At 45.6% G+C, this 13095-nt stretch carries 10 protein-coding genes; 2 read left to right on the top strand and 8 right to left on the bottom strand.

The window, feature by feature from the left end:
* Window positions 1-7: 7 nt before the first annotated feature.
* The 7 genes from acnD to MU515_RS12525 all read right to left on the bottom strand — a co-directional run bounded on the left by acnD (window position 8) and on the right by MU515_RS12525 (window position 8547).
* Window positions 8-2599 (bottom strand): Fe/S-dependent 2-methylisocitrate dehydratase AcnD, encoded by a 2592-nt coding sequence (gene acnD / locus MU515_RS12495; protein WP_260260758.1) that lies wholly within the window; start codon window positions 2597-2599, stop codon window positions 8-10.
* A 67-nt stretch (window positions 2600-2666) separates the two neighbouring features.
* Complete coding sequence (gene prpC / locus MU515_RS12500; protein ID WP_260260759.1) at window positions 2667-3797, bottom strand: bifunctional 2-methylcitrate synthase/citrate synthase; 1131 nt, start codon at window positions 3795-3797, stop codon at window positions 2667-2669.
* A gap of 118 nt (window positions 3798-3915) precedes the next feature.
* Entirely contained in the window at window positions 3916-4806 is an 891-nt protein-coding gene (gene prpB, locus MU515_RS12505) for a methylisocitrate lyase (RefSeq protein ID WP_260260760.1), read from the bottom strand.
* A 10-nt stretch (window positions 4807-4816) separates the two neighbouring features.
* A complete protein-coding gene (locus tag MU515_RS12510) occupies window positions 4817-5524 on the bottom strand; it encodes a GntR family transcriptional regulator (RefSeq protein ID WP_260260761.1) in 708 nt (235 codons plus the stop codon).
* Window positions 5525-5903: 379 nt separating this feature from the next.
* On the bottom strand, window positions 5904-6431 hold the full coding sequence (locus tag MU515_RS12515) for a type II secretion system protein (protein WP_279257261.1): 528 nt from the start codon (window positions 6429-6431) through the stop codon (window positions 5904-5906).
* 297 nt (window positions 6432-6728) lie between these two features.
* On the bottom strand, window positions 6729-8162 hold the full coding sequence (gene katE2, locus MU515_RS12520; protein ID WP_260260762.1) for a catalase KatE2: 1434 nt from the start codon (window positions 8160-8162) through the stop codon (window positions 6729-6731).
* Window positions 8163-8391: 229 nt separating this feature from the next.
* Window positions 8392-8547: a hypothetical protein gene (locus tag MU515_RS12525; protein ID WP_260260763.1), complete on the bottom strand. Its 156-nt coding sequence runs from the start codon at window positions 8545-8547 to the stop codon at window positions 8392-8394.
* A gap of 177 nt (window positions 8548-8724) precedes the next feature.
* On the opposite strand from MU515_RS12525, the gene MU515_RS12530 reads away from it, so the two are divergent.
* A complete protein-coding gene (locus MU515_RS12530; protein WP_260260799.1) occupies window positions 8725-9888 on the top strand; it encodes an amino acid permease in 1164 nt (387 codons plus the stop codon).
* 59 nt (window positions 9889-9947) lie between these two features.
* Here MU515_RS12530 and MU515_RS12535 read toward each other — a convergent pair whose 3' ends face one another.
* Entirely contained in the window at window positions 9948-10787 is an 840-nt protein-coding gene (locus MU515_RS12535; RefSeq protein WP_260260764.1) for a hypothetical protein, read from the bottom strand.
* Window positions 10788-11026: 239 nt separating this feature from the next.
* On the opposite strand from MU515_RS12535, the gene MU515_RS12540 reads away from it, so the two are divergent.
* Window positions 11027-13093, top strand: a complete 2067-nt coding sequence (locus tag MU515_RS12540) for a TonB-dependent receptor (protein ID WP_260260765.1) — start codon at window positions 11027-11029, stop codon at window positions 13091-13093.
* Window positions 13094-13095 lie beyond the last annotated feature (2 nt).

The following is a 13095-nucleotide window of genomic DNA, read 5'->3' on the forward strand; positions in this document are numbered from 1 at the left end:
CACCACCCTAAGCCGCTAAGAAATCTTGGGCGAAACGCTGTAATACGCCGCCTGCTTGATAAACGCTAACTTCGTCTTCTGTATCTAGACGGCAAGTCACTGGGACATCGAGCTTTTCGCCATTTGCGCGAGTGATCACCAAAGCCAAATCAGCCTCTGGAGTGATGTGACCCACTACGTCATACAACTCGGTGCCATCTAGCTGCAAGGTATGACGGTCTGTCCCCGCTTTGAACTGCAATGGTAATACGCCCATTCCAACCAGATTGGTGCGGTGAATACGTTCAAAGCCTTCGGCCACAATGGCCTCTACTCCCGCAAGTCGCACCCCTTTTGCCGCCCAATCACGAGACGAACCTTGACCATAATCAGCGCCTGCCACAACGATGAGCGGTTGCTGACGATTCATGTAGGTTTCAATCGCCTCCCACATGCGAGTCACTTTCCCTTCTGGCTCTACACGGGCCAACGACCCCTGCACAACTTCCCCTTGTTGCTTGACCATTTCATTAAACAATTTTGGATTGGCAAAGGTCGCTCGTTGAGCAGTCAAATGGTCCCCCCTATGGGTGGCATAGGAGTTAAAGTCTTGTTCAGGTAATCCCATTTTTGCTAAGTACTCACCCGCCGCGCTGCTTGGCAAGATCGCATTAGAAGGTGATAAGTGGTCGGTGGTGATGTTGTCACCCAAAATGGCTAACGGACGCATAGCCGATAGGGTTCTTTCTCCTGCGAGTGCTCCCTGCCAATAAGGTGGGCGGCGTATGTAAGTACTCATTTCACGCCAATCGTACAGCGGGCTTTCACTTCGCTCTGCATCATCCAATTTGAACATCTGAATATAGACTTGCTTAAACTGCTCAGGCTTAACGCTTTGCTCGACCACGGCATCAATTTCTTCATCGCTCGGCCACAAATCACTTAGGTAAATGGGCTCTCCTTGAGCATTCATCCCGAGTGCATCACGCTCTATATCAAATCGAATTGTCCCCGCTAGCGCATAAGCAACCACTAATGGCGGTGAAGCTAAAAACGCTTGCTTAGCATAGGGGTGAATTCGGCCATCAAAGTTTCGGTTACCGGAAAGCACTGCGGTCGAATACAAGTCACGGTCAATGATCTGCTGCTGAATGGCTGGGTCTAATGCGCCGCTCATTCCATTACACGTTGTACAGGCATACGCGACGATGCCAAAACCAAGCTGTTCTAACTCTTTCAACAAGCCAGATTCTTGCAGGTAAAGCTTGGCGACTTTCGATCCCGGTGCAAACGAAGACTTCACCCAAGGTTTACGCACTAAGCCAAGTTGATTGGCCTTTTTCGCCACTAACCCTGCTGCAACAACATTTCGAGGATTACTGGTGTTAGTGCAGGAGGTAATCGCAGCAATAATCACAGCTCCATCTGGCAATTGATCATCGGGTAGATCTTGTTGCCATTCGCCCGCAATACCTCGCTGCGTGAGCTCAGAAGTGGGTAAACGACGATGTGGATTCGATGGCCCCGCAAGATTCCGTGTTACCGCTGATAAATCAAATTCAAGCACTCGCTCATATTGGGCAGTGTTTAAATCATCCGCCCATAAGCCTACTTGTTTGGCGTAAGTTTCCACCAACTGCACCTGTTCATCGTCTCTCCCTGTTAACTTCAAATAGTTGAGGGTTTGCTGATCGATGTAAAACATGCCAGCGGTGGCGCCATATTCTGGCGTCATATTTGAGATGGTTGCACGGTCACCAATGGTGAGATCACTTGCTCCTTCACCAAAGAATTCTAGATAACAGGAGACGACTTTTTGATTGCGCAGAAACTCGGTAATCGCCAATACGATATCAGTAGCGGTGATACCCGCTTGGCGCTGACCTGTGAGTTTTACCCCGACAATATCAGGCAGACGCATCATTGACGGGCGACCAAGCATCACAGTTTCAGCTTCTAAGCCACCCACACCGATTGCGATAACACCCAGGGCATCAACATGCGGGGTATGACTGTCTGTGCCAACACAGGTGTCGGGATACGCTACACCATCTTTGGCTTGTACAACCGGAGACATCTTCTCAAGGTTAATTTGATGCATGATGCCGTTACCCGCCGGAATCACACTCACGTTCTCAAATGCGGTTTTACACCACTCGATAAAGTGAAATCTATCCTCATTGCGGCGATCTTCTATAGCGCGATTCTTTTCAAAAGCTTTCGCATCACAGCCCCCGTGTTCAACCGCTAGGGAATGGTCGACGATCAGCTGAGTTTCAACCACCGGATTAACTTTGGCGGGATCTCCCCCTTGTTCTGCTATCGCATCACGTAGGCCAGCTAAGTCAACCAATGCAGTTTGGCCGAGAATGTCATGGCACACCACCCGAGCCGGATACCAAGGAAAATCCAGATCACGCTTGCGCTCTATAAGCTGCCTCAAACTGGCTTGCAATTTTTCTGGCTCGCAGCGACGAACCAATTGCTCAGCCAATACTCGTGAAGTGTAAGGAAGAGTTTGATATGAGTTAGGCGCAATATCCTCAACCGCTTGGCGCACATCGAAATAATCTAAATGAGTGCCCGGCAGCGCTTTTCTGTAAAGAGTGTTCATGCTCATGGCTTTGCTTCCAATTTGTTATTATCGCCACCGACAAGCGGTGGCTTTCGCCGTTTTGAATCGAGAGTTATTGACGTTGCTCGATAGGCAACCACTCTTGATGTTCTGGGCCGGTGTAATCGGCACTTGGGCGAATAATTCGATTATTCGCTCGTTGCTCATACACGTGAGCAGCCCAGCCAGTTAAACGGCTCATGACAAAAATTGGGGTAAATAATGGGGTTGGAATGCCCATAAAGTGATAAGCCGATGCGTGGAAAAAATCCGCATTACAGAACAAGTCTTTCTCACGCTTCATCACCGATTCAACCCGCTCAGACACTGCGTATAAATGCGTGTCACCCACCGCTTGAGACAGCGCTTTTGACCAACGTTTGATCAGCGCATTGCGTGGGTCGCTTTCTCGGTAAATCGCATGACCAAAACCCATGATTTTGTCTTTGTTAGCCAACATTCGCAGAATGTTTTGCTCCGCTTCATCTGGCGTTTGCCAATCTTGAATCATTTCCATCGCAGCTTCATTTGCGCCGCCATGTAAAGGACCACGCAAAGTGCCAATGGCAGCGGTAATGCAAGAGTGAATGTCCGATAAAGTCGAGGCACAGACACGGGCAGCAAAAGTGGAAGCATTAAACTCATGTTCTGCGTAGAGAATCAGTGAACAATGCATGACCTGTTTGTGCAGCTCACTAGGAGATTTATCCGTGAGTAACTTAAGGAAATAACCACCAATACAATCTTGGCTTTGATCTTCCGTATCCACTCTTACACCGTCATGGCTATAGCGATACCAATAGCAAATAATGGCAGGGAAGAGTGCCAACATGCGCTCAGTGGCGACCAGTTGTTGGGAGAACTCGGTTTCTTGTTCTAAATTACCTAATACAGAACAACCTGTGCGCATTACATCCATCGGGTGCGCATCAGCAGGAATCAGCTCTAACGCCTGCTTAAGCTGCGAGGGTAAACCTCGAAGGCTAAGCAAATAAGTCTTGTAATTATCAAGCTCTTGTTGATTAGGAAGATGACCACGCAGCAACAAATGTGCGACCTCTTCAAATTGAGCGTTATTGGCTAAATCAGTAATGTCATAACCTCGATAAGTTAGACCGGTTCCTGATTTTCCGACAGTGCATAGCGCAGTGCTACCAGCGCTTTGGCCGCGAAGGCCTGCGCCGTCTAGTACTTTAGAAGGCATGTTGAACTCCTTTTCTGTCTGGTGCGGGCTCTCTTTGGAGCATTTCTGTTTAACTCAGTAATCGCACTCAGACGGTTTCACGTTTATTGGATTTGGTGTTAATTAATGTCTTACCTAATTATTTTGAAAACAGCTGGTCGAGCTTGTCTTCATATTGGTGGTAATTAAGATGGGCATACAACTCAGCGCGAGTTTGCATGGAGTCAAGTAACGCCTCTTGATTCCCCTCAGTTAGCAGATGCTGGTAGACCATCTCAGCGGCTTTGTTCATCGCCCTGAAAGCACTCAGTGGGTAAAGAACCATATCCACATTCGATTGGGCTAACAGCTCGCAGCCATACAGTGGAGTTTGGCCAAACTCGGTAATGTTGGCCAAAATCGGCACATGCTTACCCGTTGCAGACTGCAAAGCATTAGAGAACTGAGTGTATTGGTCTAGTTGATTCATCGCCTCAGGGAAAATCATATCCGCGCCCGCTTCAACACAAGCAATAGCACGCTCGATGGCACTATCCATCCCCTCTACTGCTAGGGCATCTGTGCGAGCCATGATCACAAAGTCATGATCCACTCTGGCATCGACCGCAGCTTTTACTCGGTCTGCCATTTCTTGTTGGCTAACAATGGCTTTGTTGGGCCTATGACCACAGCGCTTCTGTGCCACTTGGTCTTCAATATGCACAGCACCTGCACCCGCTTTTTCTATCGATTTAATGGTGCGAGCAATATTAAATGCGCCGCCAAAACCCGTATCAATATCCACCAATAACGGTAGATCGCAGGCATTATTGATTCGGTCGACATCCGCGAGCACATCATTAAGGGTGGTAATGCCTAGGTCGGGTAACCCATATGACGCATTAGCAATACCGCCACCTGATAGATAAATCGCTTGATGGCCAACGTTTTTTGCCATCATGGCGCAGTACGGGTTCACCGTACCGACAATTTGTAATGGTTGATTGGTTTCTACTGCGAGTCGAAACTTCGCCCCCGGAGACTGACTCATGGCTACTTCCTTATATTTGTTGTTCAATCAGCTTACGACTGCCTGAGATGTGGCGTCGCATTAGCATTTCAGCGAGTTCTTCATCACGATTACGAATCGCTTGAAGAATAAATTGATGTTCCGCCAGCGCCTCTTTCGGGCGAGATTGTGCACGCGGCGATTGGTAACGATACATACGCAGCAAGTGATACAGCTCATCGCACAATAAGCCGATAAGCTTTTGATTACGGCTGGCTTTGATGATGCGGTAATGAAAGTCAAAGTCTCCTTGCTGCTGAAAGTAAGAAGCACCTTCGACTTGTTCGATATGATTGGAATGCTGGGTAAGCAATAGTTCTAACGCTAGAATTTCATCTTGCTGTATATGCCTTGCAGCTAGGCGTGCGGCCATCCCTTCGAGCGCTTCACGCACAGCATATAACTCGACCAGTTTTTCTGGGGTTAAGGTAATGACACGAGCCCCTACATGGGCGATACGCTCAATTAAACCCAACCCTTCAAGACGCATGATCGCCTCACGCAATGGCCCACGACTGACTTGGTAATGTTTAGCCAACTCAGGCTCAGAGATCTTACAGCCTTGCGCTAAATCACCATTCACGATCGCTTCGATTAAGCTTTCAGTCAACGTCACCGACTTGGTATTTTCTTTGTCGCCATTACCCTTGGAATCAAGGTTTTTTAAATCACTAGGCTTTAAATTGAGTTCACTGTTCATCTTGTCTATTTTGCCTCTAAGACCACTCAGCCTGATGATTTCCAGAACAAAGTGTCAACAATTTCTTAACTTGATTACAAAATAGGCGATTAATGAGCGACCTTTCAAGCAAATTGTCGACAATTTAGACTAAGGTATAAGGGGCTAGAAATGAGAAAGTAGGGAAAATAGAAGGAAAAAGCGAAAAGATATTAGAGCCTGATGACAAGAATTAAAGAAAACCGGAGTAGTAAAGGCCACCTTGTCAATAACTTGGCCGGACAGCTCTACTTGATCTTGATATCATGCGTTTTGGTGTATTGGCCTTTAAAACAACCTTACTTACGGCTTGCACTCAATTCGAGTAAAACAGAGATTATCAGTGAATTGGGGAAACCGCTTAAATATCGCTATAGCTGATTCTGGTCTGCTCAAATTCGCCGACAACAGGAAAGTATTTTAGGCTAGGCACAGAGTCACCCTCACCATATCCTCTCACATAGTGGTAGTAGCAATGGTCGTCATTTTTACCCCAAGCGATGATTTCAGAGCCATCCTTCAACCCAATGTCTGAACCCAAACTAGTGTTAACAAGATTGTTCCATAGGTCTTTACAGTCTGCCGCATAAAATTGGTCGAAATCTTGAGTTCGTTGCCGCCCCGTGATTGGGTAACCGAGCGTAGAAGGATAAATTACATCATCATATTCGATACCATCCACCATAGACTCGCCGCTAACTAACCATTTTGAATGGTATAAGGTTACTGAATCTTGAAAGCTAGAAAACACCGCATCAGCACTCGCTTCATTGGCTTCATCTTGTAAGTTAAGAAACTGTGGTAGTGCGGTAATGGCGAGCACACCGAGTATCGCAATGACCACTACTAATTCAATAAGGGAAAATCCAAAGTGTTTGTTTTTTTTCATAAAGAACACCACGGCAAGAGCGGCTATCAGCAGATCAATTCTTAATAGCCAAACATATAATACAACATACTACATTTTCTCTATCGCAGTTTTCTTGGCATATTCCACAAAACGCAGACAATACATCACTCGGTGCTGTTGAACTCACTAGGAGAACATAACCCAAGCCATTTTTGCTCAATAGGTAGTGCGCTAGAGCGGAAAATAAAGCGTGAGTAAGAATAGTTCGACACAAAACTCTGAAGGTTCACTACCCAGCAAAAAGGCGCATTACGCGCCTTTATCGTTTATCGAACGTTATTTTAAGCCCAGTGCTTTTTCTAAGCCGAAGCCATACGCTTCATCAGCTTGGTATGCGTGCTCAATGTGTTTCTGTTGAATGAATTCAGGAACACCCGCAATAGAACGCGCCGTATTGTCGAATAACTGCTGGCGCTGCTCAGCATTCATTAAACGGAACAAATCACCCGCTTGGCTAAAGTAGTCTTCATCAACACGGTGATCGTAATGATCAGCATCACCCGAGATACGAAGTGGCGGCTCAGAATAATCTGGTTGCTCAGCCCACTCTTGCTTGTGGTTTGGCTCATAGCCAATGGTTGAACCATAGTTACCATCCACTCGCATAGCACCATCGCGGTGATAACTGTGTACAGGGCAACGAGGCGCATTAACCGGAATTTGGTGATGGTTCACACCCAAGCGGTAGCGCTGTGCATCGCCATAAGCAAACAGGCGGCCCTGCAACATTTTATCTGGAGAGAAGCTAATTCCTGGAACGACCGCAGCGGGGTTAAACGCAGATTGCTCAACTTCAGCATGGAAGTTTTCTGGGTTACGATTTAACTCAAACTCGCCAACAGGAATTAATGGGTAATCTTTTTGCGACCATACTTTGGTTAGATCGAACGGGTTGAAGTTAACTTCATCCGCTTCTAACTCAGGCATGATCTGTACATACATCTTCCATTTAGGGAAATCCTGACGCTCAATCGCTTCATACAAGTCACGTTGATGGCTTTCGCGATCTTTACCAATCATTTGCTCTGCTTCTTGGTCAGACAGGTTTTTAATGCCTTGCTGAGTTTTGAAATGGAACTTAACCCAAAAACGTTCGTTTTCTGCATTGATGAAACTAAAGGTATGGCTACCAAAACCATGCATGTGACGGTATGAAGCAGGAATACCACGATCACTCATTACGATCGTCACTTGGTGGAAGGCTTCAGGCAACGATGTCCAGAAATCCCAGTTGTTGGTCGCGCTGCGCATGTTAGTGCGCGGGTCACGTTTTACCGCGTGGTTAAGATCTGGGAATTTTAGGGGGTCACGTAAAAAGAATACTGGCGTGTTATTGCCCACCAAATCCCAGTTGCCTTCTTCAGTGTAGAATTTCAACGCAAAGCCGCGAATATCGCGTTCTGCATCGGCTGCACCTCGCTCACCCGCAACCGTAGTGAAACGTGCGAACAAGTCAGTTTTCTTATCAATTTCAGAGAAGATTTTAGCGCGAGTATATTGGCTAATATCATGAGTTACCGTGAAAGTGCCGTAAGCACCAGACCCTTTGGCGTGCATACGACGCTCAGGAATCACTTCACGATCAAAGTGAGCTAGTTTTTCAAGAAACCAAACATCTTGCAGCAATTGCGGGCCTCTTGGCCCTGCGGTCATTACATTTTGGTTATGCGCGACGGGACAACCCGCAGCAGTAGTGAGCTTCTTACTCATAACGATTTCCTTCCAGAGTTTTTTATTGCTTTATAAGCGGCACATGCCTTGTTTATATCTGGAAGATTAGACCTAAGTTCGAACTTTATAAAACTAGATATTCTTATTAATTCAATAGGTATTAGCTATGGTTTAAATTAACTTAGAATCAATGAATTACAATGTGTCGAACCTATTCACCTGCTCACTAACATGACTACTAACCCATTCAACAAATCAGTAATGAAAGCTAGCGTTCACCATGGGTTATTTCCCCAATTTCTTTCGACAATTCATTCATTAACTCTGTGATTTTCACAAGCTTTTCTTCACTTATTCTTTCAAGCAGTTTTCCTGCTACCATCGCATGATGAGGGCGAATTTTGACCTTCAAACATTCAGCCACTGATTCGTCGCCATTACCCAACCATCAGGAAAACTGATGAATAAACCACCAAATTAGAAAATTTCATAAATTTAGCTAAAACCTATGCACTCTAACTGAATTTTTTTGCTAGTCTTGGCAACCTAATTTTACAGATTAATCTGAAATTATTTTCGCTAAGGGTATTTTCTTTTGAATATGAAGTTGTTTGGCAGTGCCTTAATCTTATCTGGCACCGCTCTTGGAGCAGGTATGTTGGCCATCCCGATGGTACTTGCACAGTTTGGGTTTATGGTCAGTGCTATTTTGATGCTGGTGATCTTTGTAGGTACGACCTATTCAGCCCTGCTGCTAGCTGAAGCTTGTACCAAAGCTAAAGACAATGTGGGCATGAGTAGCATCGCTTACCTCACCCTTGGCCGCAAAGGCATGCACTTTATCAACTTCCTGTTTTACCTCTTGCTAGTGTGCATGTTGATCGCTTACATCATCGGTATTGGTGATCTGCTGCATAAGATGTTGCTCGACCTCGGCTTAGAACTCTCTCCAAGCCAGTGCTATACAGTGTTCAGCTTAGTGATGGGTTTTGTCGTCGTCGCGGGTAAAAGCTACATTGATAAGCTCAACCGTGCCTTATTCATCATAATGGTGGTGATGTTGTTTGTTGTGATCGCTTCGCTTCTAAGCAACGTTCAATGGGATTATCTAAGCCAAGCCAGTAATTTCACCAGTGGCGATGTGGTGCAATACAGCGCCGTGATCTTCACGAGTTTTGCCTCAATGGTCGTCATTCCTTCTTTGGTGATTTACAACCATGAAGCGAGCGCCAAACAAATTCGCAATATGATTCTGCTGGGTTCGATCATTCCTCTGGTTTGTTACCTTACATGGCTATTTGCCATCATTGGTAACTTGGGTACAGAGGCAGTGAGCCAGTTCGACAATATTTCTCAACTTATCGCAGCTTTCAGTGGCCAAGCTGCCATGTTGAAACCGATTATTGCCATTTTCTCTGCACTTGCTTTGGTGACATCGTTCCTTGGTGTGTCGATGGCACTGTTTGATCAAAACAAAGACGCATTAACAGAGAATAAGTTGGTGAGCTATGGCTTAACCTTTGTTTTACCGCTCGTGTTGGCGAAACTATTTGCCAATGAGTTCGTAAGCATGCTTGATTACGCGGGAATGGTATTGGTGTTCTTAGCGATTTGGGGCCCGCTGGCAATGGTACTTAAAGTAAGAAATCCACACTTTGAACATTTAAATAGAGACAATACTTACACTGCGGGCGGCGGTAATATCGCTCTAGTTCTAACCTTCAACTTTGGCGCGCTGATCTTCATCTCTTGGTTCATGGGTTAAGCATGACCTAAAGGATAAGCAAAAAAAGAGAGCTGATTTCAGCTCTCTTTTTTCATTTACTAAGCCAAATTGCCCGCTTCTTGATGGGCGTTTCGGTCATGAAGATCGAGTATTATCTGAGTCTCCTGATCAACTCTCGTTGAGCCAAAAGAAGCCATATATTTCACTACAGAATATCCCGAAGATGCTGACTGATAACGACTAAGCCATGTCTGAAACGCTTGTTGCTCAGACTTATCCTCGCGAGGAAAACGACTCGTTGGACGTGATATATTCAAACGCCAAGGCTTAGGTGTCATTCGTGCTCGATAGCACTCTTGTTGCTGGCACAAGCGACTATAAAGCGGATCAACATGAAGCGCCTCAAACAAACGTTTTATCACGTCATCATTAGGAGCATAACGCTTATTCGTAAGGATAAATCGTACGCCAGAATGAGTTTCGTATACTCGAAATGCTAGATGTGGATGCGCTTTTTGATACTTCTCGATCAATGATAAATAATACGACTTATCTTTAATTTTCCGACCAAAAACTCGCATTAGACGATCAGTAAAACTAGGAGGATAAACGTCAATATCACCAAATACGAGATGACTAGTATTTAAAATGGTTGCACCATAATTGTTGCGGCTTAATACCGCGATGGTCTCACCCGCTTGAGATTTAACTTCGTCAACAATTTCTTCTTTGACGAAATCAATCCAATAGTCGTAGTCATCGCCTTTAGAAAAGTCTCCTTGAATAAACGCGCTCATCTTAAAGACTCGGCTTGCGGCACTTTGCTGCGCGGCTTGCTCACTCTCGTTCGATGCTCCCCATACCATTATATGGTCGTTTCCAAATACCTTTCTATCAACAGACACTCTCTGTTTTTGCCAATATTTTGCGAACTTCATACTAGCCTCCGAGCCCAGCATACAAACGAAATGCTCATTTGCTGTTTTCATTTATATCGATCGCAAAAACAAAGGAACACATTCACACAGCAAATGCACCGAGGTGTCTTATATAAATTAAACCAAATGCTACTTCCATTCAGCATTTGATATTTCGATGTGCGGCATTTGATATTTCATCACTACGTTTATTAATAATATTGAGCGCAATTTGTCACCAGTCGACATGGAGTCGCTCAATGATTTTGCCCCGCTTACCTTTCGCTTTAACTGCCATTAGCAGTGCGTTTTTAGTCGCGAACATCGCTCAAGCAGAGCAATCTGCTGATGAAACCTATGTGGTGACAGCTCGTCATTGGCAAGAACCCACATTGCTTGTTCCTGCGAGTGTAGAAAACATGGAGATTGAAGAACGGAAAGCCAGCCTAGAAACCTTAGAACAACAAACGAGTAATGTTCGTGTTGAGCAATCATCGGTGCAAACTCGTGTCGCTATTCGTGGCAGCACTGGCTACGACACGAGCTTGCAACAACCGGTCGGTTACTACCTCGATGATATTGCCTTACCGCTAGGCGGCACTCAGCTACCTGTGCTGTTTAACCTAGAGTCGGTAGAGGTCATCAAAGGACCACAAGGTGATTTATATGGACGTCATTCAGAAGCCGGTGTCGTCAAATTACAAAGCAAATCTCCAACTTGGCAAACGAGCGTAACGGCGCAGCTATCCTCGGGTATTACAGATGGTGCCAACGACTATCAGCCATCGAATGTACTCATTTTGCGTGGTAGCAACACATTAATAACCGATACATTGGCAGGGTCTGTCGCCATACGTGCAGAGCAAACCACAGGGCCACAAATCAACTTACTCGATGGCAATGAAGAAGGTGGAAAGCAAGATAACTTCTCAGGCGCTATTGGTTTTGATGGGGTAATCGGAGAGAACACCGAATGGCAATGGAGAAGTCATATTAGTCGCCAAAAGCTGGGTAAAGCCCAAATGCGCTACCTCACTGGTTTAGCGGCAACCGAACGCTTCACGACCAACTACAACAGCGATAGCTTTGAAAACCGAGATTCAGATATTCATTCTCTGCGTATTAACCGTGACTGGAATGGATTAACCTTCACCTCAATTACTGGCGGCACACTATTTAAGCGCGACTTTTCAACCGACTTAGACCTGACTCCGGCCCCCATTCCCTCCACCGAAATGGACATGCAGGATGAGATGCTATCGCAAGAGTTTCGACTCACTAATGAGCCAGAAAGCCAAGATCTACGCTGGCTTGCAGGCCTGTATTTATACCAACAAGATAGCGATATAGATTTCACTATTGGCGGCAGCATGATGATGCCCCGTAGCCAGAGGATCACCCATATCGAACAGTCTGGTATTGCTGGATTTGGTCAACTCGAATGGCAATTCCAACCAAATTGGGCACTCACCTTAGGCTTACGTGCAGAACACATCAACAAGAGCGGGAAACAGCAAATTAATGGCCTGTTTACGAGTGATTATCAGGCGGACCTTGACCATACCATTTGGTTGCCTAAAGCAAGTTTGAGCTATCAATTGTCTTCACTAAGCCAGCTCTATTTCACCGCAGCTCAAGGTTACCTGCCTGCTGGCTACAATTACGCTTCTGCGCAAAATCTCGCTTCGTTCACCTACGATGAAGAAAAGAGCACGAACCTTGAGCTAGGCTATAAAGCGCTGCTATTAAACAACAAGCTAAGCCTATCTGGTGCGCTGTTCCATATTGAAACCAAAGACAAGCAAATCACCGATCTACAACCTGGTTTTATACAAACTATCTCTAACGCAGCACAGACCACCAGCTACGGTTTTGAGTTAGCCGCCGACTACCAATGGAATCAGGCCTTGAACAGTTTTATTCGTTTAGGGTCGATGAAAACAGAATCGGACCAATACATAGTGCATAGCTTTAATGGGTCTGGCTTTGTTGCCAATGATTTAGCGGGTAACGAATTACCATTAGCGCCTGAGTTTACTTACTCGCTTGGTCTTGAGTACTTAACACAGCAAGGTTGGTTCGCAAGAATCATCGGCTCAGGCAGTAGTGAATACTATTTTGATTCTGCCAACACACTGACTCATCCAAGCTACTTTACCCTTGATGCAGAAATCGGCTATCAATTTAGCCAACTGTCTATCGCATTCAATGTCGACAATGCCTTTGATGAGCATCGTTACAGCCGCTCCGTTAGCACGCCAACAGGCATCGTGGTTGAAGACAGCCATGAGCGTTACTTTGGCTTAACGATTAAAATGGATTGGTAATA

The organism is Vibrio intestinalis (assembly GCF_025195085.2).
Taxonomy (GTDB): domain Bacteria; phylum Pseudomonadota; class Gammaproteobacteria; order Enterobacterales; family Vibrionaceae; genus Vibrio; species Vibrio intestinalis.